Below are 25,475 nucleotides of genomic sequence, written 5' to 3' on the forward strand. Positions count from 1 at the left end.
TAATTATGAATGGGAAAGCATATATAATAGGAACTGGACCTGGAGATGAAGAATTACTAACTGTTAAAGCTGTTAAAATATTGTCAAAGTGTACAGCAGTACTTTATGATAGATTAGTTTCTAATAATATTTTAAATTATTTAAATGAAGATTGTTTAGTATATTATTGTGGAAAAGAGCCAGGAGCTCATTATAAAACACAAGAAGAAATAAATCATATGTTAGTTAATCTTGTTAAGGAAGGACATATAGTGGGAAGAGTAAAAGGGGGAGATCCATATGTCTTTGGAAGAGGTGGAGAAGAAGTATTATCACTTGTTGAAGAAAACTTAGACTTCGAGGTAATACCAGGAGTGACTTCTCCAATATCTGTTTTAAATTATGCAGGTATTCCAATAACTCAAAGAGCCATAGCACAAAGTTTTCATATTGTAACAGGAATGACAAGTGCAAGTGAAAAAATAAATTGGGAAGCCTTAGCAAAAGAAAATGGAACTCTTGTTTTTATGATGGGTCTTGAAAACATAGAGAGAATAGTAAATAACTTAATTAGTAATGGCAAAGAACCAGCAACACCAGCAGCTGTTGTAATGAGAGGCACTTCATCTAAACAAAGAAAGGTGATTGGTACCTTAGAAAATATTTCTGAAAAAGCAAGAAAGGCTAATCTTAAATCACCTTGTATAATTGTTGTGGGAGAAGTTGTAAATTTAAATGAAAAGTTATCTTGGTATGAAAAGAAGCCACTATTTGGAACGAATATATGTATAACTAGATCAAGAGAACAAAGTTCAAGTTTAAAGAGTTCTTTAAAGGATCTAGGTGCAGAGGTAACAGAAATAAATTCAATAAAAATTAAACCAACTAAAGAAAACTTAAAGCCATATTTAGAGAAACTTTCAAATTATGATCATATCCTTTTAACATCAGTAAATGGAGTAAATAATTTCTTTGATTATTTGATAGAAGAAAATTATGATATTAGAAATTTAAAAGCTAAATTTTCTGTAATTGGAAAAGCTACTAAAAAAGCATTAGTTAAAAGAGGAATAGTTCCCTTTGTAATGGCAAGGGAGTTTGTTGGAGAAGGATTATTTAAAGTTTTAGCTCCTCATTTAGTTAAAGGAGAAAAAGTATTAATTCCTTGTTCATCAAGTAGCAGAAGTTATTTAGTTGATGAAATAAGTAAATTAGGCTTAGAGGTAGATAGAGTTAATACATACGATACTGTATGTGGAATATTAAGAAATAAAAAGGTCTTTGATGAAGTGGATTATGTATTATTTACAAGTCCAAGTACAGTAACTAATATGATTGATATGTTAGGTTTAGAAGAAATAATGAAAAAGAAGATTATTGCAATAGGACCTCAAACAGCAAAATCAATAAGAGAAAAGGGAATGGAATGTCTTATGTGTAAGAAACATTCTGAAGAGGGATTTCTTAAGGAAATAATAGAATTTAAGGAGGCAGAAAATGTTTAGAAGAGGTAGAAGATTAAGAACAAATTCTGTAATAAGAAGTTTAGTAAGAGAGAATTCTTTAAGTGTAAATGATTTTATTTATCCTGTTTTCGTAGTTGAAGGAAATGATATAAAAAGAGAAATCAGTTCTCTAAAGGGAAATTATCACTGGTCTATTGATAGATTAGGAGAATTAGTTGAGGAATTAAACGAAACTAAAGTTAGTTCTGTAATATTATTTGGAGTTCCTGAGCATAAGGACTGCGTAGGAAGTGAAGCTTATAGTGAAAATGGAATAGTTCAAAAGGCTATAAGAAAGCTAAGAGAATTAAGTAAAGATTTATATATAATTACTGATGTATGTATGTGTGAATATACAGATCATGGACATTGTGGAATATTAAATAAGGATAATGTAAATAATGATAAGACTTTAGTATATTTAGGAGAAATAGCTTTATCACATGCTAAGGCAGGAGCGGATATGGTTGCTCCTTCAGATATGATGGATGGTAGAATAGCATATATAAGAAATGTTTTAGATAAAAATGGATATGAAAACTTACCTATAATGAGTTATGCCGCTAAATATTCATCAGCTTTTTATGGACCATTTAGAGAAGCAGCAGGTTCTGCTCCAAGTTTCGGTGATAGAAAGGGATATCAAATGGATCCAGCAAATTCTAGAGAAGCAATGGCAGAAATAGAAGCTGATTTAAATGAAGGTGCAGATATAATAATGGTTAAACCTGCAATGTCTTATCTTGATATAGTAAGAGAAGCTAGAGATAAAATAAATGCTCCTATATGTGTTTATAATGTTAGTGGTGAATATGCAATGGTAAAAAATGCAGGAGAAGCAGGTCTTATAAATGAAAGATTAGTAGCTTTAGAAATGCTTTTATCAATGAAAAGAGCTGGAGCTAAAATGATAATAACTTATTATGCATTAGAGGCAGCAAGATGGCTTAAGGAGGAAGAGTAATATGTCTAATAAACAAATTTTTGATGAGTCAAAGAAATATATGCCTGGTGGAGTTAATTCGCCAGTAAGAGCTTATAGAGATATGGGAATAGATCCTCCAGTTATGAAGTCTGGAAAGGGTGTAATAATAAAGGATGAAGATGGAAAAGAATATATAGATTTTGTTTTAGCTTGGGGACCAATGTTATTAGGTCATTGTAACGAAGAAGTTGTAACTGCTATTAAAGAGATTTCTGAAAGTGCTATAGCCTTTGGAGCTCCAACAGAGTTAGAATTACAAATGAGCAGATTCTTATGTGAGGAAATGGATAACGTTGAAATGGTTAGATTTGTTAACTCAGGTACAGAAGCTACAATGAGTGCAATAAAACTTGCTAGAGGATATACGGGAAAAAATAAAATAATAAAATTTGCAGGATGTTACCACGGACATTTTGATGGTTTCTTAGTTGAAGCAGGGTCAGGAGTATTAACTGAAGGAATAGCTGGATGTTTAGGAATACCTAATGATAGTATAAAAAATACTTTAGTGGGTGTTTACAATGATATGGAGCAAGTAAGAGGATTATTCGAAGCATATGGGGATGATATTGCAGCTGTTATAATCGAACCAGTGGCAGGTAATATGGGAGTTGTAAAAGCTGAAGATCAGTTTATGGAAACTCTAAGAGTATTATGTGATGAATATGGTTCATTATTAATATTTGATGAAGTTATGAGTGGATTTAGAGTTGCATATAAGGGAGCTCAGAGCTTATTTAATGTAAAACCAGACTTAATTACCTATGCTAAAATAATAGGTGGAGGTCTTCCATGTGGAGTATATGGTGGAAGACGTGATATAATGGAGAAATTATCACCACTAGGAGGGGTATATCAGGCAGGAACTATGTCAGGTAATCCAGTAGTTATGGCTGCAGGAATATCAACACTTAATATACTTAAAGAAAATCAAGATATATATGATCATATAAATAAAATAGGTGAAAAACTTCAAAAGGGAATTGAAGAAATTGCTAGAGAAAAAGGTATAAAATTAACAGTAAATAGAGTTGGGGGAATGATGACAGTATTCTTTACTGACAGAAATCCGGTAAGAAGTTATGATGATGCAAAAAGTTGTGATTTAGAAATGTTTAAGAAGTACTTCTTGCATATGTTAAACAGCGGATTTAACATACCACAATCTCAGTTTGAATCAATGTTTTTAAGTGCTGTTCATACAGAGGAACATATTAATAAATTCTTAGAGGCCTTTAGACAGTTTGAAGCATAAGGGGAAAATCAGTGACAAGTTTCAAGTTAGGGAACAAATTTAGCTTAGTCTAAATTTAAAAAATATAATCAGTGACAAATGATAAATGGCAAGTTTTAAGTTAAGGAATAAATTTAAGAAATCTTTTTAAGGATTTCAACCTTAATTTGTCACTTGCCATTTATCACTAAATATCGGGGGTGTTTTATGAGTAAAGCAATAGTTTTAGTGGCTTTTGGTAGTGCAAATTTAGAGGGTATTAAAAAAAGTATAGGGCTTTTGGAGAAAGATTTAGAAAAGTGCTTTGGTGAAGACTATACAATATTTAAAGCTTTTACATCTAATAAGGTTATTGATCTTTTAAAGGAAAGATATGATTATGTTGTACCACATTTAAGCAAAGTGCTTTTTAATTTAGTTAATCAAGGCTATGAAGAGGTTATTATACAACCACTACATATAATGAGTGGAAGAGATAAAAATCAAATTGAAGAAACAGTTAATGAATATAAATATTCAATGAAAAAGCTAGTAATTAGTAAATCATTATTTACTGAAGAAGAGGAAAATCTAAATAAAGAAAGTTATGAAGTTGGAAGGATAATTTCAGAAAATATAGGTAATAATGATATCTTGCTAGTGGGTCACGGTTCAAAAAGAAGCTCTAATAAGTTATATGATGTAATAGAAGAAGCTGTTAGAAATATTACTGATAAAAGGGTATATATGGCCACATTAGAAGGCGAGAAAACAATAGATACTGTCATTGAAAAATTAGTAAGAGATAAAGTTAATAATTTGATAGTAAAGCCATTGTTTATAATTCCAGGTAAACATGTTGTTTCAGATATATCTATTGGAGAAGGATCATGGATAGAGATGCTAAGGGAAAGAAATATTAATATAACTATTAATGAAGATTCTCTTTTACAATATGAAAAAATAAGAAAATTGTATATAAGAAATATTAATGAAGTTATTTAAAAATAATTAATATGTATACTAAATAATTAATAAATTTTAGGATTCTTTTTAGAATCCTTTTATTTGTTTTAAAAGTAAACCTTTATTATTGCGAGTTTAATTTAATTTTAAGTAATGGGATTTTTTGTTTGAAAAATGAATAGAAAAGTTGTATTATATATAATTGTGATAAAAAAATACAAAGATTAAATATTAGGTAGAGGTGTAGATATGTACAGGAGAGAAATTGATAACTTAACTCACTCTGCAGAAGTTAAAATTGGCTTATTTAATAGAAGTATAGCTAAATATTTAACATCTGCATTTCTTGGAAGCTTTTTTGTAAGCTTAGGAATTATGTTAATTTATTCTATTGGCGGAATAATGCATCATGCAGAAGTTGGAACTTACAAAATATTAATGGGAGCATGCTTTGGAGTTGCTTTAAGTTTAGTATTTATGTGTGGTGGAGATTTATTTACAAGTAATGCAATGATAATGACTATTGGTGCATTAGAAAAGAAAGTATCATGGTTAGATGCACTTAAAATTTGGGTTGCAGTTTGGATTGGTAACTTATTAGGTGGTGTTGTAGGAGCATTACTATATGTTAATGCTGGAGTTGCAAGTGGTAAGAGTGAATACATTGGAGAATTTATAGTAAATAATGTAGCAACTAAAATGAATACACCAGGAATGGAATTATTTTTAAGAGGATTATTATGTAACGTTTTAGTTTGTCTTGCAACATGGATGTGCTATAAGCTTAAAGAAGAAACTTCAAAGTTAATAATGATTTGGTGGTGTTTATTTACATTTATAACTGCTGGATTTGAACATAGTGTAGCTAATATGAGTTTTTTAACTATGGGATTATTATTACCACACGGAGCTGATGTTAGTATTATGGGAATGGCTCATAACTTACTTTGGGTTTCTTTAGGAAACTTTGTAGGTGGAGTATTATTTGTTGGTTTACCATATTACTTCATAACAAAAGAAAAGAAAAGTGCTTAATATATAGAAAGGGAACTGCGGTTTTGCAGTTCTTTTTTTATTTTAAATTTAAAGTTGAGCAAAATAGTAAGAAATAAATATTGACAAATAATTATTATTAGAAGATAATAATTTTGGAACAAATAATAATACTTAAACGGAGGATGAAATAAAATGAAGGCATTTGTTGATGAAAATGTATGTATAAGCTGTGGATTATGTGAAGGGGTATGTTCAGACGTATTTTCACTTGATACTGGAGTTGCAGTTGCAGTTGAAGACGTTGCAGCTGAGTTTGAAGATGCTACAAGAGAAGCTTGTGATGGATGTCCAGTACAAGCTATTTCTATAGAAGAATAATTAATTTAAAGTATTAAAACAAAGGAGATGAATTTTATGTCAAAAGTATGTTTATGTAGAGGAATAACAGAAGAGCAAATTGTTGAAGCTGTAAAAAATGGAGCAACTTCTTTTGAAGAAGTTAAGGAAGAAACTGGTGCGGGTGCTGGTGGATGCCGTGGTGGAAGATGTAGATGTAACATCGAATTATTAATTGAAAAGAACAAATAAGGCATAAATAATAAGATAGAAGTATAAATTAATATATTTCTATCTTATTTTATTACTTTTTATAGTAAGGCATTCTAAAATTTTAATTTATCAATATCAGTTATCTTATATTAATTAAAAAATGGACAAATTCCATTAGAAAATGTCCATATAAAATATAATTATTTAACTTTATAAATCCAACCTTCAGGAGCTTCAACATCTCCAAATTGAATTCCACAAAGAATTCTATAAAGTTCTTTAGTAATTGGACCAACTTCAGTTTCACTATAGAATACATGAAGTTCGCCTTTATATTCAATACCACCAATTGGTGTAATAACTGCTGCAGTACCACAAGCACCAGCTTCTTTGAATTCATCAAGAGAATCTATTGGAACTTTTCTTTCATATACTGGCATATTTAAATATTTTTCTGCAATTTCCATTAGTGAATATTTAGTTATACTTGGTAATACTGATGGAGATTTAGGAGTGACAAATTCATTGTTTTTTGTAATTCCAAAGAAGTTTGCAGCACCAACTTCTTCAATATATGTTCTAGTAGCTGGATCTAGATATATACAATCAGCAAATCCCCTGTCAGCAGCTATTTTATGTGGTTGCATTGAAGCAGCATAGTTACCACCAACTTTTTGACCACCAGTTCCATGAGGAGCTGCTCTATCATAATCTGCAATCATAAAGTTACAAGGTGTCATACCACCTTTAAAATATGCTCCAACAGGTAAGCAAAATACACAGAATATATATTCAGGTGCAGGTTTAACACCTATATTATCACCAACTCCAATAACAAATGGTCTTAAATATAAAGTACCGCCAGTTCCATAAGGAGGAACATAATGTTCATTTGCTTTAACAACTTGCATACAAGCATCTATAAACTTTTCTTCTGGAATTTCAGGCATAAGTAGCTTATTAAGACTATTATTAAGTCTTGCAGCATTTCTATTAGGTCTAAAAAGTTGAATATCCCCATTTTTAGTTCTATAAGCTTTTAAACCCTCAAAACATTGTTGTCCATAATGAAGAGCACAAGAAGCTTCACTTATAGTAAGCATGTTATCTTCAGTTAAATGTCCTTCATCCCAACTTCCATTTTTCCAAGTAGAGATATAACGAAAATCAGTTTTAATATACTCAAACCCCAAGTTATTCCAATCGATGTTTACTTTTTTAGTCATTTAAATCGCCCCTTTTTATTTATAATTAATATATAAAATTAACTTTATATTTATAAAAATAGTTAATAATAAATATCTGATATGTAACTTAAAATAATTAAGTTTATTTTCTTAATTATTTATTTTACCACTAATAAGAAAAATCTTAAATAAGAAACAAGAAAAATATAACAAAAAATATATATACATATGAAAAAAATTTGTTGTATAGTATAATATTGGTTAAGTGATAAAAGTATCATTTATATAATAGATATATATTTTAGGAGGCAAATAATGAAGAGAGAAGTTATTCATACAAATAATGCTCCAGGGGCAATAGGACCATATTCACAAGGAATTATAGTTGGAGATTTTGTTTATACATCTGGACAAATTCCAATTAATCCAGCTACAGGAGTTATGGAAAGTGATATAAAGCTTGCAACTAAACAATCAATGGAGAATATTAAAGCAATATTAGAAGAAGCTGGGACATCTTTAGAAAATGTAGTGAAGACAAGTATATTTTTAAAGGATTTAAATGATTTTGCTGCAGTTAATGAAGTTTATGGAACATATTTCACTGAAAATCCACCAGCAAGAAGTTGTGTTCAAGTAGCAAAATTACCGAAGGATGCAGTTATAGAAATAGAAGCTATAGCAATTAAATAGTATAAAAAAATAAAAGGGCCTTAAAGGCTTTTTTATTTTTTAAAAATATAGTAAATTATATATTTGTAGAATAGCATTAATGGGTAAAATATCACTATGTATAATATGAAGGTAAATATAGTATTTAAATGAAGGGAGACTACTTTATGAAAAAAAATAGAATGAAGTTAATAGCTATAGCCTTATCGACTCTATTTGTTGCAAATACTTTTGTTGGTTGTAATAAAAAAAAGTATGATGTAACTATTAACTTTTTAAATTGGGGAGAAAATATAGCTGATGGGCTTATAGATGAGTTTCAAGAAAAATATAATATAGGTGTTAATGAAATCTTTGTTGATGATAATGAAGCTATGTATCAAGAACTTACTTCAGGAAAGACACAATATGATGTAGCAGTTCCTGGAGATTACATGGTTGAAAGACTTATAGCAGAAGATAGATTAGAAAAGTTAGATAAGGACGCTATACCTAATTGGACTCAACTTTCAGAAGATAACTTAAATAGACCATTTGATCCAGGAAATGTTTACTCGCTTCCATATATGAATGGAACTATAGGAATTGTATATAATACAGATATAATAAAAGAGGATGTAGATAGTTGGAAAGACATGTGGAATCCAGAATATAGAGATGAAATATTTGTTCTTGATTCACAAAGAGATGCTATAGGAATGGCTCTTAAAATGCTAGGATATCCTTTAAATAGTACAGATTCACAACAGCTTGAAGAAGCAAAGGAAGCATTAATAGCACAAAAAGAGTTGGGAACTATTTATGGTGCAGATAATGTTAAGGACTTAATGATATCTGGAGAGAGAGCTATAGCTATGATATGGTCAGGGGAAGGGCTTAATTTAGCAGATGAGTATGATTATTTAGAATATGTTGTACCAAAAGAAGGAGCTAACTTCTGGATAGATTCATTAGTAATACCTAAGGGAACTGAAAATAAGGAAGCTGCAGAAGCATTTATTAATTTTTTATGTGATAAAGATAGTGCATATAGAATAGCTGAAGAAATAGGATATACTACACCAAACAAAGAAGCTATGGCTGAACAATCTGATGATGTTAAAAATAATCCAGGAGCTTATATGCCTCAAGAAATAATGGATAAATGTGAAGGATATAAGTATTTAACTCAAGATCAGCTTAAATTATATGATGATATTTGGATGCAAGTAAAGGGATAAGAATAGTTATAATTGATATTTACTATAATTTCTATATGGTAGAAGAATTGTAATAATAGTTTAGTAGAAAAACTAAATGTTTTGGTATATAATACTTATAAAAGGAAATGAGCTTAGGAGGAGAGAGTATGGATAAAATAATTGACTTTAATGAGCTTAAAAATAGAGTTAATGACAAAGATGTAGATCAATTTGAATCATATATTTATTCTTTATATTATAAGATGGCTGAAGGCAAGATTAATATGTCTGAGTTTTCTAAAGAGTTAGGTGAATATATGGAGAAAAATAATCTTTCTCCAGATAAATTCTTAAAAATGCAAACAAAGCTTATGGAGAGATATGGAATTGATGCTTCAGGGTTTGAAGATCAATTAAAATTATTAGGGTTAGAGAATATAGCAACTAATCCAGCTGATTATGAAAAAACACGTAGAACTTTAAGTTTCCAAGAAAAATATAAAAGTAGACTTAAAGTTAAAGGTGCTACAGAATATAGTATAAAGAATGAAAAAAACAATCTTACTATTCTTTTAGATGCCCATAATGTTATTTTAAAAAGTGAAGGATTAATTGATTTAACAGACAATGAGTTAAACGAGTTTTTATGTTCATATAAAAAGACTGTAGACAATGATTTACTTAAGATTTCAATTTGTGAAAATACCAAAGAATATGATTACTAAAAATAGAAAGAAATTTCTATTTATTTTGACTTAAATTAATGTATAATAAATAAGGTGTGATGTATTAAATCACTCCTTATTTTTTTACTAACGGAGGATAATAATGAGCGTTTTAACAGTTAAAAATATAAGCCATGGATTTGGTGATAGAGCAATATTTGAAGATGTATCATTTAGATTACTTAAAGGAGAACATGTAGGTTTAATTGGGGCTAATGGTGAAGGTAAATCTACATTTATGAATATAATAACAAGTAAGTTAATGCCAGATGAGGGGAAAGTTATTTGGAGCAATAGAGTTAGAGTTGGTTATATGGATCAACATGCTGAACTTGAAAAGGGATTAACTATAAGAGATGTACTTAGAAGCGCGTTTAAATATTTATTTGACATGGAAACTGAAATGAATGAGCTTTATGGAAGAATGGGCGAAATGGATGAAGATGAAATGAATAAAGCTTTAGAAAGAACAGCTGTTATTCAAGATATGTTAGATAATAATGGATTTTATGTTATAGATGCTAAGGCAGAAGAAGTTGCTAAGGGGTTAGGACTTTTAGATGTAGGTCTTGATAGAGATGTTACTGAGCTAAGTGGTGGTCAAAGAACAAAAGTTTTATTAGGAAAGCTTTTACTTGAAAATCCTGATATTCTTTTATTAGACGAGCCTACTAACTACTTAGATGAAGCTCATATTGAATGGTTAAAAAGATTCTTACAATCTTATGAAAATGCATTTATCTTAATTTCACATGATATTCCATTCTTAAATTCAGTTATTAACTTAATTTATCATGTTGAAAATAAAAAGCTTACTAGATATGTTGGAGATTATTATGAATTCCAAAGAATCTATGAAGCTAATAAGGCACAATTAGAAGCAGCATATGAAAGACAACAACAAGAAGTTGCACAACTTAAGGATTTCGTTGCTAGAAATAAGGCAAGAGTTGCAACTAGTGGTATGGCAAAAGCTAGACAAAAGAAGCTTGATAAAATGGAAATGATTGAGCTTGCTGCAGAAAAACCAAAGCCAGAATTTAATTTCTTAAAGGGAAGAACTTCAGGTAAGGTTATATTTGAAACTAAGGATTTAGTAATTGGATATAATGAACCATTAACTAAGCCACTTAATCTTTATATGGAAAGAGGACAAAAGATTGCTTTAGTTGGAGCAAATGGTCTTGGTAAGACTACACTTCTTAAGAGTTTAATGGGAGCAATTCCTTCATTAGGTGGAGAAGTTACTTTAGGAGAATATCAACAAATTGGTTACTTTGAGCAAGAAATAAAGGAAGCTAATTATAATACTTGTATTGAAGAAGTTTGGGAAAAGTTCCCTTCAAAAACTCAATATGAAGTAAGATCAGCACTTGCTAAATGTGGATTAACAACTAAACATATCGAAAGTAAGGTATGTGTATTAAGTGGGGGAGAACAAGCTAAGGTTAGATTATGTAAGCTTATAAATGAAGAAACAAATATATTAATCTTAGACGAGCCTACTAACCATTTAGATGTTGAAGCTAAAGAAGAGTTAAAGAGAGCTTTAAAAGAGTATAAGGGAAGTATATTACTAGTATGCCACGAGCCAGAGTTCTATAAAGATGTTGTAACAGATATTTGGAACTGTGAGGAATGGACTACAAAAGTTGTATAGAAATTTTAAAAAGTTAGTATGCGTAATACTAGCTTTTTTCTTTTAGAAAAGTTATTATAGGTCCAAGTTGAGATTTAACTTATAATAATTTACTATGTATAATAAAAAGTTATAAATCAAATAAATTATTTATAACCTTAGGGGTTTATTATATGATTCAGTATGAGATGTTATATCTTTACATCTCAAAACTGAATCAATTACTTTCATATGTGTTTTTAATTTTTATGTAATTAAAGTTATTCTTTAACTTGAATTAAATATTATTCAACACCAAACATTACAGATGTAGCTTTGATAACAGCAACAGCTTTTGTTCCTACAGTCAATCCTAATTCTTTTACTGCAGCCATAGAAATTGTTGCTGAAATTTTATTGCCACCAGCAATATCTAAAGTAACAATGGCATTTACTGCACCTTCATTGATATTAGATACTATACCTGTAATTTTATTACGAGCACTTAAAGTCATATCACCTATACCAATCATAACTTCTGTAGCTTTGATAATAGCAACTGCTTTTTTACCAGGAACTAACTCCAATTCATTTATTGAAGCCATAGAAATTGTACCTGTAATTGTTTCACCTGCAAATTCTAAAGTAACTATTCCGTTAACTGCACCTTCCTGAACTTTTATAACTTGACCCAATAACTGATTTCTCGCACTAATTCTCATTATTTTTCCTCCTAATATTTATTTTTTTAGTTAGTTATATCATTAATTTACTTTTATATACAAGTAATATATATCAATCTTAATACATATAAGTATCTGAGAAGTAGTTAATATGAAGTATTAGATAGGAATTAGACATATAACTTAATAGTTGATAATTAAAATTTAAAAGTTAATTATGGGGGTAGTTGCATTAAAAATTAATTTGAGAACATAATGCTTTTAAAAAGAGTATAATATAGAAAACTTGTATCGGGGGAAACTATGATAAGTAGAGAAGAATATATTACTTCATCACTAGAATTACATCTTTTTTTTGGACGAATTATGAAAGAACATTCATTATTTTTAGAGGCGGGATTTACACCGAAAAATACAAAACTTTCTAAAGAAGCAGAGCATTATAAATTAAGTTTTGAAAAACTTTTACTAGATGTAGTTAGGATAAGTAATGGAAGGATTAGACAAGCGGTGATAGACTCAGGAGAGATTATTACTGATTATACTTTAAATGCAGAAAAGAAGACCAGTTACTATACAGGAATAGATATTAATTCTAAGATAACGTTAAGAGAGAAAGAATTAGAATGCAAACTTACAAAGAGTGTTGATAATAAGGTAATAGATTGCGTAAGAAGTCTTAATAATAAAGCTATAAAATTAGTTGATGGGCTAATAGATTTTAAAATTAGAGTCTTAGATGGTATGTTATGTTGTGATTTATTCACAGTAAATTACCCATCGCTTATAGAGCATACAATAGAAGAGGCAAAAGTATATTCTTCATATATAAAAGATCTTGAATTAAATAAAAAAATAACTAAAGAAAATATTGGGGAATTTGAGCTGTTTTGGGATGAAGTTATGATGGATCATTCTTTATTTATTAGGGGATTACTTGATCCTAGTGAAAGTGAATTAATAAGAGCTTCAAATAAATTTGCAAATAAGTTTATTGAATTAATTGAAAGAACAGATGATGCTACAGAGATGATGACTAGTGTTACAAGTGACACATTAATTTTAAATAAATTTGTGTTATTAGGACATTCAACTGGTGGGGCAATAGCAATAAGGTATATGTCAAGGCATAAAGGAAAAGGAGTAGATAAACTAATTCTTTGTGGAGCAGCAGCTCCTAGCCTTATTAAACGTTCATATTTTCCATATGGAATAAGTAGAGAAGCTGTTGAAGAAATAATAGAAGGAACATATAGTGACAGACCTAAGATGTTAAAGAAATTTGGAGATATGTTTTTTTATAAAAAGGTTAGCAAACCTTTTATGGAATGGTTTTTTCAGCTAGGATTACAAGCAGCTGGTTGGTCAACGGCTAAAATTGCTCAGACATGGTTAGGTGAAGAATCTTTATTTGACGATATGAAAAAAATAAAGGTTGAAACTTTAATTATACATGGTATTCACGATAGAGTTTGTTTATTTCCTTTAGCAGAGGAGCAAAAAAAATTAATCAAGAATAGTAAATTAGTGAAGTTTATTAATAGTGGACATGCTACCTTTTATGATGAAAGAGAGAAATTTAATGAGGAGATAAAAAAGTTTATTGAGGAGTAGATTATTAAAAATTTAAATAATAAAAAATAATAGAAATAATATTTTAAAATATTTACATAGGAATTTATTGAAAAAAGTGTTTTATAAAAATATAATAAAACACTTTTTATAATATTTATTTAAATTTTAAATCCTAAATATATTTCACATATTGCTGAAATTATAAAAAAAGTACCTATAATATAAGGAGTTGCTAGTACTGTAACTGAAGGATTAATTAATATTAATAATCCTAAAATAAATAAAAGAATAATATAAACAGTATGAAAATTAAAACCTAAATTTCTATATTTAATTGCCATTATGAATAAGTAAACTCCTCTAATAATAGCCCATACACCAAAGAATAGAGCAAGTGTATCAATTGTTTCAATAGGCGAGAAACAGAGAAGTAGACCAAATAAAATTGAAATTGTACCATTTGCTATTAAAAAAACATTATTGGTAGAGGAAAATGCTCTAATAATACTAAATATACCAGCAAGGATTATTAATACCCCACAAATATTAATAAAATTTGCTAAGGCGCTAAAAGGATTTATAAAGAATAAAACCCCTATTACTCCAAATAATATTCCTTCAATAATAAATAGATATTCTAAAAATTTTCTCAAAAATATCACCACCTAAATATATTTAATAAGGAAATTACTTTTAGTTTGTGATAAATTTATAATATTATAAATTTATTAAAGAAGTTTTTTGAAATATATGATAACATATTAATTATATTATAAAGTTAAATAACTATATAATATTAAAAAAGTTAAATGGAGGTTACATGTGATAAAAAGAAATTGTAAGCAATGTGGAAAAGAATTTGTATTATCAGATTCAGAGGTTAAATTCTTTAAAGATAAGAATTTAGAGCTACCTAAAAGATGTAGTGAGTGTAGAAAGGAAAATAAAAATAATAAGGATTATAATATAAATAGTATTAAAAAAGAAAATATAAATAATAATTATAAAAACGATAGTTCTGAGAATAATAATTATAAAAGCGTTAACAAGAAAAAAACATTTAAAAATATTATAGCTGCTGGATTAGTGCTTGTAGTTTTATTTTTAGGTAAATTATTTAATATAGATATTAACTGGCAAGCAATTGGTACAAGCTTTGGGACAGAAGAAAGTAACGTTTCTCTTCAATTCCGTAATGAAACAATGTGGGAAGACCATTTTGAAAAGCATGGGAGTGAATTTGGGTATAAAAACAAGGAAGAGTATCTAAAGGGAGCTAATGAGGTTATTAATTCATCTACTTCAAAACATAAAACAGAAGCAGAAGATGGTGATGAAATATACTATGATGAAGATAAAAATGAAATAGTATTTGTATCAATAGATGGATATATTAGAACATATTTTAAGCCTAGTGATGGAATAAACTATTATAATAGGCAGTAATGAAATTGAAATTATATAATAAGAAAATATGATTGGTGGAATATTCTTTGTTGCAGTACCTTATTATTTAATATCAAGAAAAAATAAATAGTTTTATTATTATAAGAGTTAGTATAAATGCTAGCTCTTTTTTATTAATATATTTAAAAAAGTATCTATATTTATGAATATAAAAATAATAAATAAAATATTAGTAGAATAAGAGGGGAGGAGTGTATATGAAATATGATAAGTGGCCATTGACTTATAAATACAAGGATTTAGAGCCGTATATAGATACAGAAACAGTATGTATACATTATACAAAGCATTTACAAGGATATGTAGATAAGCTAAATAAAGTACTTGAAGGGTATGAAAAACTTACTGAAGGAAAAACATTAGAAGAAATACTTTTTAATGTTGAGAAAATACCTAAGGAAATAAGAAAAGATGTAATTAATCAAGGTGGAGGTGTAGCAAATCATAATTTATATTTTTCTATTTTATCAAAGAAGCCTAAGAAATATCCAAGTGGTAAGTTATTAATAGATATTAATAAGAAATATGGTGATATAGAAAAATTAAAAGAGGAATTATCAAAGAGAGCTTTAAATCAATTTGGATCAGGATATTCATGGCTTGTAGTTAATGAAAAGGGGGAACTTGATTTACTTTCAACATCTAACCAAGATTCGCCGTTAATTTTCAAGATGAAGCCTATATTAGCAATCGATGTATGGGAGCATGCTTATTATTTAAAATATAAGAACTTGAGAGTTAATTATATAAAAAACATTTGGAATGTATTAGATTGGTCAAAGGTTGAAGAAAATTATTTAAGAGAATACTTTAAGTAAAGATTAGAGATGAGCAATATAAAATAACAGTTATAATACAATGTATTGTTATATCTATAATATATAACAAATAAAGGTGAACTAAGTATAGGATAAACTTTTACTACTGTGAATGATATAAGAACATTTATTGCATAAAATAATTGATGATGATATAGTTTAAGCTATATTAGTGTTATATTAATATGAATAATAACTAAAGAAAGATTAAATAGATATGGGGGATATTAATGAAAATTAAATCCACAGCACTTCCACCAATCGGAATGCGTATCATTAAATCATCAATTGGAGTACTGTTAGGATTTATTATTTATTTAATTAGAGGAAGAAGAGGAGCTCCTTTTTATACTGCATTATCAGTTTTATGGTGTATGCAACCATATCCTAGTAATGCTAGGGCAAATGCAAGGCAAAGAACTATAGGAACAATGATAGGAGCATTTTATGGATTAATAATGATATTATTAGAGTATTATTTCTTACCATTTGATAGTGAATTTATTAGGTATCTAATAATATCTATACTAATAATACCAGTTATATATACAACAGTAGTAATAAATAAGAAAAATTCATTACATTAAAGAATTAACTAAGTCTGAAGATATAATAATATTAGAAAGTAATGAAGAAGAAAAAAATTACGAGTAAATAAAAATGAATCAAATGAAATAGTTAGAAATTTAAAAGGGATGTATGAACCCTATTTTTGGAAGTAAATAATAAGCTACTTTTTATAAGAAAAGTAGCTTATTATTTATCAACATTAGTGTTTATATCCACTTCCGGCACCAGTTTTAGCTTTTATTTCATGTAAGTTTAATTTACCATCATTTTCATTTATAATATTTTCAATTTTATGGCTTTTATGAGAGTTTTCATAGTTACTTATCTTTTCAGCAATTTCTAAATTAGTATTATCATGCTTATATCCATTTCCAGCACCGGTTTTAGCTTTTATTTCATGTAAATTAAGATCTTCATCATTTTGTTCAATAACCTCTTCTATTTTATGACTTTTATATTTTTTCATTTTATCCTCCTATAAAAACAATAATATAAAATATATTTTATATTATTGTTTTATGTTAATTAAAAAGAAAGATACATTGGTTTTATTACCATTTTAGTATTTAAATAAAAGGTATTAGTATTATTTAGAAAGAAAATGAATATATATTAACATGTAAAGGTATATAGAGGTATACAAAGGTTGGGGAGGGATTTTAAATGAGAATAAAAATTATATCACTTTCAGTTGTTAGGGAGAAAAATAAAAATGTAGGAAACAATAAGAAGTTTAGAGTAAAGGATATAATAATAAATACTGATTCTGAAAGTTTACAAAATTATGGAGAAAAATCAGATATATTAAGGTGTTTAAAAGAATGTATAAAGGAAAATGGAAACACAATAGATTATAATGAAATGAAAGAATTAGTTAACTGTAGTAATATAATAGGAAATAATTTCTGGAATGAAGATTATTTTGAAAATACATGTAGATTTGAGTGTAGAGATTATTTTGATTTTTCAGAGTGTAAATTCAAATATATATAAAATAAAAAGATTAAATAAAAGTCGAACAATAAATATGATTTACTTATATATGATTAATTATAAGCTCATATTTAAGGTTCGATTTTTTTATACCATTATTTAATTATATATGATAATTATTTTTTTGTAGGATATATAATATATTTTAACCATAAACCTACTATTATAAAATTTAAATTCTTATGTTAATATAAGGTGGACAAGTTGTTACAGATGTAAAAGTACATAACGACTAAAAATGAATTATTAAAAATAGTTCAAATTATAGGAGGAATGGAAATGAAATCGAGGATAATTTCATTAGTATTATTAGGAAGTATATTTATTGGGGGAGTACAAGCTCATGCAGCTACTATTAGTAATAGTGATAGCGCTAGAAAGGTGACAGTTTCTAGACCTAATAGACCAAGTAGACCATCAAATGGAAGTACTTCTACAATAACACCACCATCAAGTGGAGAAAGTACAGAGAATAATACTACAACAGATAATAGTACAAATATTAGTGATAAATTTATGGCACAAGTTGAACAAGCTATCTATAACAAAGTAAATGAAGAGAGAGCTAAAGCTGGAGTACCAGCATTAAGTTATAATAACACTATGGAAAAGTATGCTAGAATTAAATCTCAGGATATGGGAGATAAAAATTATTTTAGTCATACAGATTTAAATGGAAATTATATAACTACACAAATGCAAGCAGATGGCGTTTCATATAATGCTTGGGGAGAAAATATAGCATACATAGCTGGAATTACTGACCCAACAGCATTAGCAAATCAATTTATGACTAATTGGATGAATTCAGAGGGACATAAAAAAAATATATTATCTACGAATTTTGATAGTATAGGTGTAGGTGTATATAAGGTAGGAAATAAGGTATATGCAACACAAGAGTTTTATAAATAAAATTTTAAATATATAAACATAGAGAGGTTGTCCAATGGCAACCTCTCTATGTTTATAAAAATAAAGCATCTTTATATCGTCTATTAATTATATAATAATCTTTTAGTAAAGTAGTAAAGACTTTTTTTAGTTCTATTAGCTTTTTAATATTATTAATAATCTTGATTAATAATTCCTCCCAAAGGGGATTTCTTATATAATTATCATCATTAATAAATAGCTCAAATAATTCATAAATTAAATTTGCTAATTCTAAATTAATATGTTGTAGTGTATATTCATTATTTAAATAATGAATAACAGCTTTTAATGAAGTCTTATCTCCTAATGAAAAATAAACTAAAGATTTAATAATAGTATCTGGAATTATTATACGATGATCTATTAATTCTGTATTATAATTTAAGTATTCCAATGATTTTTCATAATCATCTAATCTATAATAAGTCCAAGCTAAAATGGAATTAATATGTTCAATAAAATAAATATTATTGAATTTTTTAGCCATATTTAAGGAAATTTCTAAATAATCAATAGCATTACTATAATTATCTAACATGAAATAAACCTCTGCAAACTTCTCATAAGTATTCATTATGCTTATTATATTTCCCTCAGCAACATATAAGTTTAACGCCTTTTGAATCGACTCATAAGCTTTAATAGGATTATTTTCTATTCTATATGAATATGATAACCAAAAGTAGCAATGTCCACTTTCTTTATATCCTAAAGCTTCTTCTAGTAGGATTTTTCCTAATTGTTTATTGTCAGATAATATTAATATGTCAATTGCAACATAAAAATTATATATAAATTTTTGGTTGTTTGATAACAAATCAAATGATGATAAAATCATATCTTTAGAATTATCAAATTTATCTCTAGAAGGAGTAGAAGAATATCTAGCAAGTTTGGCTAAGAGATAATCCATAATTAAAGGAGAGGAGAGATATTTATCCTCATCCTTTTCTAATATATCAAATAGCTCATTTGTATAATCAAATTCATTATAATTAAGATTATTAAAAAATTCTTTTAGATAATTTACACCTTTATTTACAAAATCAGGAGAGTCATTAAATTTAAGACCAAGTCTACTAAAGATTATAGATAGGACATCTTCACTAGGTAATAATTCACCATTTTCAATACGACTTAAATAAGATGGTACACAAATACCTTTTGATAATTCTTTTTGGCTAATATTATTGTTTATTCTATTAAATTTTATTATTGATCCAATTAATTTTTTGTTATTACTATATGTGTCAATCATTTATTACCCTTTCGTATTATCCTATAAATTGATATGATTAATAATAACAAAAAATACAAATTATATCAAATAAGTATTAAAAATATTATTAATAAAAATTAAAATGATATTAAGTAAAGATTTAAATGTAATATAAATACAGATTTTAAATTGAAATATAAAATGTAAATCTATAAAAATAGTAACAATAAAATAAAAATGTGAAACTTTAAATAAAAAACAGTATTTAACTGTTAATATATGTATAAAGTTTAACACAAGAAAAGTTAGGAAATTTATTGACTACTTTTGTAAAATTTATTATAATGTAAATGTAAACAAAGAAAAAAACATAAAAAATTCAAAAAAATGTAAAAATATTTTTTGAATTTAAAATAAATAACAATAAAAAAACTATATTTTTTTAAAATAATTGGAAACGATACCTAATAATTACTCTTAGAAATATAGATTTGAAAAATATAAGGGGTTATGTAAAAGTCTATGAAATCAATTACAAGAAATTTTAAGCTTTTACTATTAATTATTTGCAAAGGATAAAATAGTTATTAAAATAGAAAATGATTTATTTAAAAATTAACTGGAATCGGTTTCTGGGTATTGATGTGTATTTAAGTTATATTTGATTAACTTTAAATAAATAGATTTTTTAAAAGTGGAGGAGAATATTATGAAAAAACTATTAGTTACATTACTTGTAGCGGCTACTTCAATTAACTTTGTAGCTTGTGGTTCAAGTGATAAGGGAGAAAGCAGTAAAGGAGAAGGTAGTGTTAGCACTGGATCATCAGCAACTGATGAAAAGGTAACTTTAAAAGTTCAAGCTGAAAAAGAATGGATACCTTATTATGAAAAGGTTAAAGAAACAATAGTTGAAAAGTATCCAAATGCAACAATAGAATTAGTAGAAACAGGTTCATTTGATCATTTAGATACTATAGATAAAACTGACGCAACTAATTCAGATGTTGCAGATGTATTTGCTTTACCTGCTGATAGATTATATGGATTAGCTAAGAACCAAGTTTTAGCCGCTATGCCAGCTAAAGAAATGGCTGAAGAAGTTGGTGGATTTGCTGACTTTGACAATGGATTAGGAGGAAACTTCGAAATTGATGGAGAATACTTAGCATTCCCTTACAATATAGAAACATTAGTCGGGTATGTTAATGTTGAAAATGCTAAGGCTGCAAACATAGATACAACTCAAAATATAGAATTTACAGATTTAGAGTACAATCAAATCTTAACAACTGTTCATGATGCTTGGTATGGAGTTGCATTTACAAACTCAGTTGGTTTTGAATTATTAAACTTTGATGACTCAAAGGAATTATATTCTACAGCTACTAAAGAATGGGCTGATTTAACAGATGAACAAAAAGCATTATTTGAAGGATTATATAACTACTGGAAGGGACACAAAGAAAATAATACATCTTTATGGGATAAAGATGCAGCTGCTGGATATATAGATGAACAATTCAAAACTGGTGGAAGTGATGTTGTAAAGATTGATGGACCATGGGCAACTAATTCAGTTAAAGAGTTAGTAGGAAGTGCTGACAATATGCAAATTATTCCGTTAAGCCAAATAACATTTAATGGACAACCATTAAAACACTGGAAAGGTGGATGGGGTCTTGGAATAAATGCAAGATGTGAAGACAATGAAGCACAAATGGAAGTTGCAGAAGCTTTCATTAAAGAAATTGTAAATCCAGCAAATGCAAAAGAATTATTTGATGCTACTGGTAAAGTATTAGAAAATGCTACAATTGACGATTATAAGGATGTAGATGAACTACAATTAAAAGTTATAGAAGCAACTTATGCTAGTTACGAAGTTGCAGAAAATAGACCTTTATTCAGCGAATATGGACAAGTTTGGGATACTTGGCAAAATGCTTTATTATCATGGTCAGCTAAGAACCCTGCAAATGCAGAAGAAGCTTATAAGGAAGTGAAAGCTTCATTTGATGGCATGATGGCTAACTTCAACTAAGATGTTGAAAAATCTTAAAGCTTAAAAGGGGACTTAAGTCCCCTTTTAATAAAATTAAATATAAAGAAGAACAAAGGTCAAGGAGGAGCCACATGAGAGATAGTATAGAAATGCCAAAAGGAACATTTTATACAATTGCAGCAATATGTGCAGTAATTATTATGCTAACATCATTAGAGATGTTAATTAAAGCAAAGGATTCAAGTTTATTTAATATGTGGTTATCCAATGGAAATTTAGGTGAAGACTTATTAACTCAAACGACAAACCAATTATATTCTACATATTTAAATGTATGTATAGCAACATTCTTTGTTAGAGTAATAACTCCAATGGCAGTGGCAATTCATAGTTATTTTACTTTTACAAGACTTAGAGTAAATAAATTATTTGTAATTATTTGGAGTGTAATAATAGTAGGAGCATTTGCATTAACCGCTTTAACAGAACAGTTTTATTCAATATTCTTTATCGGGAGTGGAATTGGTTATTTAGCTTTGATTTTGACAATGATTTACTTAGGGAAGTGTTTAAGAAATGTTAGAAGTATATAATTATGAAGTTATTCAGAGGGTATAAAAGGGGGTAACAAGGTTGAAAAAATTCAATAAGTATTTATATGATAATATTAATCGAGAGTATGATAGAAAAAATTTATACCTTTATGAAGTTTCGGCTTTACAGGAAAAAATTGAAGCTGCAACTGGTAAGGAAAAAGAAGAACTACAAAGTAAATTAAAAGAATTAGTTGAAAATAAAAAAAATCATGCTTATAACAAAAAATTAGAAGAATACAAGAAAAAGGAAAAGGCATTCCTTGAAGATGTTAAGAAAAAAATAAATAATTATAAAACAAAAGTAGATACAAGCTTACCTAAGAGTGTTCAAAAGTTACAGATAAGATTATTTAAGGCTAAAGAATTAGTTAAGTTCTATCAAAATTATGTAAAATTAACTTATGATGCAGAATTAATTTATGAACAAAGTAAATTAGAAATAGCTCAAATACCACCAGTAATTGAGTTTGCAAAAGAGTGTACAAAGGATTTAAAGGAAGCACAAAATAAACTTTCCAAAATAGATAATACAAATAATGAAAAGTTTAATTCAGAATTTAAAGCTTTTAAAGAAGCGGAAAATAAGAAGTTACAAGAGAGAATTAAAGAAGTTAAGTCTAAATGTAAAGAAGGCTTAATTTCAGGACAAGCAAAAGATAATACAATAAAAGAATTAAAAAGAAAATATAAAGAAGTTGTATTAGTAAAATCATTTGAATGTGAAAAAACATACAATGAGGAAATAGTAAAAAATAAAAAATATGAACTTTCAAAAACGGTTAAGCAAAAAATTAATACTGTAAATATTAATGTTGCAGATTTAAGAAGAGTTTATCCGATTGAAACTGAAAAAACTATGCCATGGGTATCTTGGGTTACATTCTTAATTCCAGGTCTTGCTCAAGCAATTAATAAACAATATATAAAAGCGATAATTATGTTCTTTGCAACATTATATATATATTTAATGGCTATTCCTTATTCATTAGGATATGGTAACTATAAAGGTGATGGTATCGCAGGTCTTATTACTCTAGCTGCAAATGGTGGTAGACTAGATAGATCTATTATCTTTATGATTGAAGGTATATTAGCAATATTCTTATTATTAATTGGAATATTCTTAATGTTCATATGCTTTAAAGATGCAAATAAAGTAGAAAAGGATACAATCAAGGGTACTAGATATAAGAGTTGGATAGAAACTAAACAAACTGTCTTTGAAGATGGATTCCCTTATTTAGTTTTATCACCAGCGGCTATAATAACTATATTTATAGTATGTATTCCTGTTGTAACAACTATACTTTTAGCATTTACAGGAATGGGACCAGACACACAAGCTAAATTTGGATGGGAAGCATTAAAGAACTATAAAATGATATTCTTAGGAGAAGGTATGATAGGTGCAATCTTCTGGAGAATACTTGGTTGGACTATAGTTTGGACAATAGGAGCTACAACTTTAGCAATAGCTTTAGGATTTATTTTAGCCATTGTTCTTAATAACGATAGAATTAAAGGTAAAGTATTATTTAGATCAATTTATCTTTTACCATGGGCGGTTCCAGCATTTATTTCAATATTATTCTTTAGTATTTTATTTGCAGATGGTGGCACAGTAGTTAACTCATTAAGAGAGATTTTTGGAGCAAACTTTTCAATAAAGAATGATCCATTTGTAATAAGAGTAGTATTAATTTGTATTCAAGCTTGGCTTGGTAGTGCATATATCTTCTTATTATCTACAGGTGTTTTACAATCAATAAATGCAGAATTATATGAAGCTGCTGATATAGATGGTGCTACAAGCTTTAAGAAATTAACTAAGATAACAGTACCATTAGTATTATTCCAAACAGCACCACTTTTAGTTGGACAATATACATTCAACTTTAATAATTTTAGTATCATAGCCTTATTTAATGATGGAGGTCCTTTTAATCCAACTAAATATGGTAACTTAGCAGGTTCATCAGACCTTTTAATATCTTATATATTTAAATTAACAATGAATAGTCAATATCAAGCTATAGGTGCAACAATTACAGTTATTATTTCTGTAGCTCTTATTATAATTGCATATATAGGATATAGAAACACAGATGCATTTAAGAGGGGGTAGGATTGATGAGTATATTTAAGAAGAAAAAAAATGATTTATATCTTTCTGATAAACAACCTCTTACTGTAGGAGGAAAAATAGCACTTGGTGCATCATATGCTTTCTTAATATTATGGGCAGTAATAGTAATAGTACCAATTGCACAAATTGTAATATCATCATTTAATGGAGCACAAGCAAATAGACTTATAATTGGTGGAGAATTTAGTTTCTCATTTAAACACTTTGAAACATTATTTAAAGATACACTTTATTTAAAATGGATGGGAAATACTTTATTTGTAAGTATTAGTACAGCAATTTTAGTAATATTAATAGTTTCATTTACTGGATATGCTTATTCAAGATATAGATTTAAAGGAAAAAAAGCATCTCTTATGACAGTTATGCTTATACAAACAATACCAACATTCGTTGGAATTACAGCATACTTTACAATGTATTCAATTGCATCAGATATAATTCCAGGATTTACAAGACAAATGATGCTTATATTAGTATATGCAGGTGGGGGTATAGCAGGTAATACTATTATCTTAAAGGGATATTTAGATTCAATATCTACAGAGCTAGATGATGCAGCTAAAATAGATGGTTGCTCTAGTATGAAGATATACAGACTTATCATTATGCCAATTGCAAGACCGATGCTTGCAATAATAGGTTTATGGTCATTTATCGGACCATTTGGTGATTATTTATTACCAAAGGTATTATTAAATTCATCAGCTGATTATACATTAGCTGCAGGTTTACAAACTCTTATAACAGATGAGCGTACAATTAATCAACCAGCCTTTACAGCAGGAGCACTTTTAACGGCAATACCTATAGTAATATTATTCGTTGTATTACAAAAACAATTAGTATCAGGTCTTTCAAATGGGGCTACAAAAGGATAGGATAGGAGAT

At 27.9% G+C, this 25,475-nt stretch carries 25 protein-coding genes and 2 pseudogenes; 22 read left to right on the forward strand and 5 right to left on the reverse strand.

Going from position 1 to position 25,475, the window contains the following annotated elements; genetic code table 11:
* Positions 1–5: 5 nt before the first annotated feature.
* The 7 genes from cobA to Q0G30_RS03150 all read left to right on the forward strand — a co-directional run bounded on the left by cobA (position 6) and on the right by Q0G30_RS03150 (position 6,232).
* Positions 6–1,484 carry a uroporphyrinogen-III C-methyltransferase gene (gene cobA, locus Q0G30_RS03120; RefSeq protein WP_294386377.1) on the forward strand — a complete coding sequence of 493 codons (1,479 nt, stop codon included), beginning with the start codon at positions 6–8 and terminating at the stop codon, positions 1,482–1,484.
* Positions 1,477–2,448 (forward strand): porphobilinogen synthase, encoded by a 972-nt coding sequence (gene hemB, locus Q0G30_RS03125; protein WP_294386379.1) that lies wholly within the window; start codon positions 1,477–1,479, stop codon positions 2,446–2,448. Before cobA ends, hemB begins: the two co-directional genes overlap by 8 nt.
* A 1-nt stretch (position 2,449) precedes the next feature.
* Entirely contained in the window at positions 2,450–3,724 is a 1,275-nt protein-coding gene (gene hemL / locus Q0G30_RS03130) for a glutamate-1-semialdehyde 2,1-aminomutase (RefSeq protein WP_294386383.1), read from the forward strand.
* A gap of 186 nt (positions 3,725–3,910) precedes the next feature.
* The gene (locus Q0G30_RS03135) at positions 3,911–4,687 is read left to right on the forward strand and encodes a sirohydrochlorin cobaltochelatase (RefSeq protein ID WP_294386387.1); all 777 of its coding nucleotides are present in this window, start codon (positions 3,911–3,913) and stop codon (positions 4,685–4,687) included.
* 210 nt (positions 4,688–4,897) lie between these two features.
* Positions 4,898–5,683, forward strand: a complete 786-nt coding sequence (locus Q0G30_RS03140; RefSeq protein WP_294386390.1) for a formate/nitrite transporter family protein — start codon at positions 4,898–4,900, stop codon at positions 5,681–5,683.
* Positions 5,684–5,836: 153 nt separating this feature from the next.
* Positions 5,837–6,022: a ferredoxin gene (locus tag Q0G30_RS03145; RefSeq protein ID WP_195469631.1), complete on the forward strand. Its 186-nt coding sequence runs from the start codon at positions 5,837–5,839 to the stop codon at positions 6,020–6,022.
* 36 nt (positions 6,023–6,058) lie between these two features.
* On the forward strand, positions 6,059–6,232 hold the full coding sequence (locus Q0G30_RS03150) for a (2Fe-2S)-binding protein (RefSeq protein ID WP_195469632.1): 174 nt from the start codon (positions 6,059–6,061) through the stop codon (positions 6,230–6,232).
* Positions 6,233–6,393: 161 nt separating this feature from the next.
* Here Q0G30_RS03150 and Q0G30_RS03155 read toward each other — a convergent pair whose 3' ends face one another.
* Positions 6,394–7,419, reverse strand: coding sequence for a branched-chain amino acid aminotransferase (locus Q0G30_RS03155; protein WP_195469633.1), 1,026 nt, complete (start codon positions 7,417–7,419; stop codon positions 6,394–6,396).
* A gap of 276 nt (positions 7,420–7,695) precedes the next feature.
* On the opposite strand from Q0G30_RS03155, the gene Q0G30_RS03160 reads away from it, so the two are divergent.
* From Q0G30_RS03160 to abc-f, 4 genes are all read left to right on the forward strand, one after another.
* The gene (locus tag Q0G30_RS03160) at positions 7,696–8,073 is read left to right on the forward strand and encodes a RidA family protein (RefSeq protein WP_294386393.1); all 378 of its coding nucleotides are present in this window, start codon (positions 7,696–7,698) and stop codon (positions 8,071–8,073) included.
* Positions 8,074–8,219: 146 nt separating this feature from the next.
* Positions 8,220–9,272 carry a spermidine/putrescine ABC transporter substrate-binding protein gene (locus Q0G30_RS03165; RefSeq protein ID WP_294386395.1) on the forward strand — a complete coding sequence of 351 codons (1,053 nt, stop codon included), beginning with the start codon at positions 8,220–8,222 and terminating at the stop codon, positions 9,270–9,272.
* A 128-nt stretch (positions 9,273–9,400) separates the two neighbouring features.
* Positions 9,401–9,958, forward strand: a complete 558-nt coding sequence (locus Q0G30_RS03170; RefSeq protein WP_294386397.1) for a DUF3867 domain-containing protein — start codon at positions 9,401–9,403, stop codon at positions 9,956–9,958.
* 103 nt (positions 9,959–10,061) lie between these two features.
* Complete coding sequence (gene abc-f, locus Q0G30_RS03175) at positions 10,062–11,618, forward strand: ribosomal protection-like ABC-F family protein (RefSeq protein ID WP_294386399.1); 1,557 nt, start codon at positions 10,062–10,064, stop codon at positions 11,616–11,618.
* Positions 11,619–11,881: 263 nt separating this feature from the next.
* Here the strand turns inward: abc-f and Q0G30_RS03180 are convergent, their stop codons facing one another.
* On the reverse strand, positions 11,882–12,298 hold the full coding sequence (locus Q0G30_RS03180) for a TOBE domain-containing protein (protein ID WP_294386401.1): 417 nt from the start codon (positions 12,296–12,298) through the stop codon (positions 11,882–11,884).
* 264 nt (positions 12,299–12,562) lie between these two features.
* Here Q0G30_RS03180 and Q0G30_RS03185 point away from each other — a divergent pair.
* A pseudogene (locus Q0G30_RS03185) lies at positions 12,563–12,733 on the forward strand (DUF2935 domain-containing protein); the annotation flags it as partial.
* A gap of 270 nt (positions 12,734–13,003) precedes the next feature.
* Positions 13,004–13,873, forward strand: a complete 870-nt coding sequence (locus Q0G30_RS03190; RefSeq protein WP_294386530.1) for an alpha/beta fold hydrolase — start codon at positions 13,004–13,006, stop codon at positions 13,871–13,873.
* A 119-nt stretch (positions 13,874–13,992) separates the two neighbouring features.
* Here Q0G30_RS03190 and Q0G30_RS03195 read toward each other — a convergent pair whose 3' ends face one another.
* On the reverse strand, positions 13,993–14,487 hold the full coding sequence (locus Q0G30_RS03195) for a DUF308 domain-containing protein (protein WP_294386403.1): 495 nt from the start codon (positions 14,485–14,487) through the stop codon (positions 13,993–13,995).
* A gap of 169 nt (positions 14,488–14,656) precedes the next feature.
* Between Q0G30_RS03195 and Q0G30_RS03200 the strand changes: the two are divergent.
* The 3 genes and pseudogenes from Q0G30_RS03200 to Q0G30_RS03210 all read left to right on the forward strand — a co-directional run.
* Positions 14,657–14,782 (forward strand): annotated as a pseudogene (locus Q0G30_RS03200) (zinc-ribbon domain containing protein); the annotation flags it as partial.
* Positions 14,783–15,498: 716 nt separating this feature from the next.
* Positions 15,499–16,119: a superoxide dismutase gene (locus Q0G30_RS03205; RefSeq protein ID WP_294386405.1), complete on the forward strand. Its 621-nt coding sequence runs from the start codon at positions 15,499–15,501 to the stop codon at positions 16,117–16,119.
* Positions 16,120–16,349: 230 nt separating this feature from the next.
* On the forward strand, positions 16,350–16,706 hold the full coding sequence (locus Q0G30_RS03210) for an aromatic acid exporter family protein (protein WP_294386407.1): 357 nt from the start codon (positions 16,350–16,352) through the stop codon (positions 16,704–16,706).
* Between the two features lie 182 nt (positions 16,707–16,888).
* On the opposite strand, the gene Q0G30_RS03215 is transcribed toward Q0G30_RS03210, so the two are convergent.
* Entirely contained in the window at positions 16,889–17,155 is a 267-nt protein-coding gene (locus Q0G30_RS03215; RefSeq protein ID WP_294386409.1) for a hypothetical protein, read from the reverse strand.
* A 197-nt stretch (positions 17,156–17,352) separates the two neighbouring features.
* Between Q0G30_RS03215 and Q0G30_RS03220 the strand changes: the two genes are divergently transcribed.
* Together Q0G30_RS03220 and Q0G30_RS03225 are read left to right on the forward strand one after the other, a co-directional pair.
* Positions 17,353–17,682, forward strand: a complete 330-nt coding sequence (locus Q0G30_RS03220; protein WP_294386411.1) for a hypothetical protein — start codon at positions 17,353–17,355, stop codon at positions 17,680–17,682.
* A 279-nt stretch (positions 17,683–17,961) separates the two neighbouring features.
* Positions 17,962–18,597 carry a CAP domain-containing protein gene (locus Q0G30_RS03225; protein ID WP_294386412.1) on the forward strand — a complete coding sequence of 212 codons (636 nt, stop codon included), beginning with the start codon at positions 17,962–17,964 and terminating at the stop codon, positions 18,595–18,597.
* Between the two features lie 52 nt (positions 18,598–18,649).
* On the opposite strand, the gene Q0G30_RS03230 is transcribed toward Q0G30_RS03225, so the two are convergent.
* Complete coding sequence (locus tag Q0G30_RS03230; protein ID WP_294386414.1) at positions 18,650–19,876, reverse strand: helix-turn-helix transcriptional regulator; 1,227 nt, start codon at positions 19,874–19,876, stop codon at positions 18,650–18,652.
* Between the two features lie 670 nt (positions 19,877–20,546).
* Between Q0G30_RS03230 and Q0G30_RS03235 the strand changes: the two genes are divergently transcribed.
* The 4 genes from Q0G30_RS03235 to Q0G30_RS03250 all read left to right on the forward strand — a co-directional run bounded on the left by Q0G30_RS03235 (position 20,547) and on the right by Q0G30_RS03250 (position 25,465).
* A complete protein-coding gene (locus tag Q0G30_RS03235) occupies positions 20,547–21,881 on the forward strand; it encodes a hypothetical protein (RefSeq protein WP_294386417.1) in 1,335 nt (444 codons plus the stop codon).
* Between the two features lie 92 nt (positions 21,882–21,973).
* A complete protein-coding gene (locus tag Q0G30_RS03240) occupies positions 21,974–22,435 on the forward strand; it encodes a hypothetical protein (RefSeq protein ID WP_148322604.1) in 462 nt (153 codons plus the stop codon).
* A gap of 40 nt (positions 22,436–22,475) precedes the next feature.
* Complete coding sequence (locus Q0G30_RS03245) at positions 22,476–24,563, forward strand: ABC transporter permease subunit (protein ID WP_294386422.1); 2,088 nt, start codon at positions 22,476–22,478, stop codon at positions 24,561–24,563.
* A 5-nt stretch (positions 24,564–24,568) separates the two neighbouring features.
* Positions 24,569–25,465 carry a sugar ABC transporter permease gene (locus Q0G30_RS03250; protein ID WP_195515741.1) on the forward strand — a complete coding sequence of 299 codons (897 nt, stop codon included), beginning with the start codon at positions 24,569–24,571 and terminating at the stop codon, positions 25,463–25,465.
* Positions 25,466–25,475: the final 10 nt, after the last annotated feature.

Origin of the sequence: uncultured Clostridium sp. (assembly GCF_934754925.1) — a bacterium.
Lineage (GTDB): Bacteria > Bacillota > Clostridia > Clostridiales > Clostridiaceae > Clostridium.

What these genes read in the sequence shown, in the direction of transcription:
- Q0G30_RS03160 (WP_294386393.1), top strand. Translation starts at nt 7,696, where the DNA reads ATGAAGAGAGAAGTTATTCATACAAATAATGCTCCAGGGGCAATAGGA.
- Q0G30_RS03235 (WP_294386417.1), top strand. Translation starts at nt 20,547, where the DNA reads ATGAAAAAACTATTAGTTACATTACTTGTAGCGGCTACTTCAATTAAC.
- hemL (WP_294386383.1), top strand. Translation starts at nt 2,450, where the DNA reads ATGTCTAATAAACAAATTTTTGATGAGTCAAAGAAATATATGCCTGGT.
- Q0G30_RS03190 (WP_294386530.1), top strand. Translation starts at nt 13,004, where the DNA reads ATGTTATGTTGTGATTTATTCACAGTAAATTACCCATCGCTTATAGAG.
- Q0G30_RS03230 (WP_294386414.1), bottom strand. Translation starts at nt 19,876, where the DNA reads ATGATTGACACATATAGTAATAACAAAAAATTAATTGGATCAATAATA.
- Q0G30_RS03165 (WP_294386395.1), top strand. Translation starts at nt 8,220, where the DNA reads ATGAAAAAAAATAGAATGAAGTTAATAGCTATAGCCTTATCGACTCTA.
- Q0G30_RS03215 (WP_294386409.1), bottom strand. Translation starts at nt 17,155, where the DNA reads ATGAAAAAATATAAAAGTCATAAAATAGAAGAGGTTATTGAACAAAAT.
- Q0G30_RS03250 (WP_195515741.1), top strand. Translation starts at nt 24,569, where the DNA reads ATGAGTATATTTAAGAAGAAAAAAAATGATTTATATCTTTCTGATAAA.
- Q0G30_RS03170 (WP_294386397.1), top strand. Translation starts at nt 9,401, where the DNA reads ATGGATAAAATAATTGACTTTAATGAGCTTAAAAATAGAGTTAATGAC.
- Q0G30_RS03180 (WP_294386401.1), bottom strand. Translation starts at nt 12,298, where the DNA reads ATGAGAATTAGTGCGAGAAATCAGTTATTGGGTCAAGTTATAAAAGTT.
- Q0G30_RS03140 (WP_294386390.1), top strand. Translation starts at nt 4,898, where the DNA reads ATGTACAGGAGAGAAATTGATAACTTAACTCACTCTGCAGAAGTTAAA.
- cobA (WP_294386377.1), top strand. Translation starts at nt 6, where the DNA reads ATGAATGGGAAAGCATATATAATAGGAACTGGACCTGGAGATGAAGAA.
- Q0G30_RS03150 (WP_195469632.1), top strand. Translation starts at nt 6,059, where the DNA reads ATGTCAAAAGTATGTTTATGTAGAGGAATAACAGAAGAGCAAATTGTT.
- hemB (WP_294386379.1), top strand. Translation starts at nt 1,477, where the DNA reads ATGTTTAGAAGAGGTAGAAGATTAAGAACAAATTCTGTAATAAGAAGT.
- Q0G30_RS03135 (WP_294386387.1), top strand. Translation starts at nt 3,911, where the DNA reads ATGAGTAAAGCAATAGTTTTAGTGGCTTTTGGTAGTGCAAATTTAGAG.
- abc-f (WP_294386399.1), top strand. Translation starts at nt 10,062, where the DNA reads ATGAGCGTTTTAACAGTTAAAAATATAAGCCATGGATTTGGTGATAGA.
- Q0G30_RS03225 (WP_294386412.1), top strand. Translation starts at nt 17,962, where the DNA reads ATGAAATCGAGGATAATTTCATTAGTATTATTAGGAAGTATATTTATT.
- Q0G30_RS03155 (WP_195469633.1), bottom strand. Translation starts at nt 7,419, where the DNA reads ATGACTAAAAAAGTAAACATCGATTGGAATAACTTGGGGTTTGAGTAT.
- Q0G30_RS03145 (WP_195469631.1), top strand. Translation starts at nt 5,837, where the DNA reads ATGAAGGCATTTGTTGATGAAAATGTATGTATAAGCTGTGGATTATGT.
- Q0G30_RS03205 (WP_294386405.1), top strand. Translation starts at nt 15,499, where the DNA reads ATGAAATATGATAAGTGGCCATTGACTTATAAATACAAGGATTTAGAG.
- Q0G30_RS03210 (WP_294386407.1), top strand. Translation starts at nt 16,350, where the DNA reads ATGAAAATTAAATCCACAGCACTTCCACCAATCGGAATGCGTATCATT.
- Q0G30_RS03220 (WP_294386411.1), top strand. Translation starts at nt 17,353, where the DNA reads ATGAGAATAAAAATTATATCACTTTCAGTTGTTAGGGAGAAAAATAAA.
- Q0G30_RS03240 (WP_148322604.1), top strand. Translation starts at nt 21,974, where the DNA reads ATGAGAGATAGTATAGAAATGCCAAAAGGAACATTTTATACAATTGCA.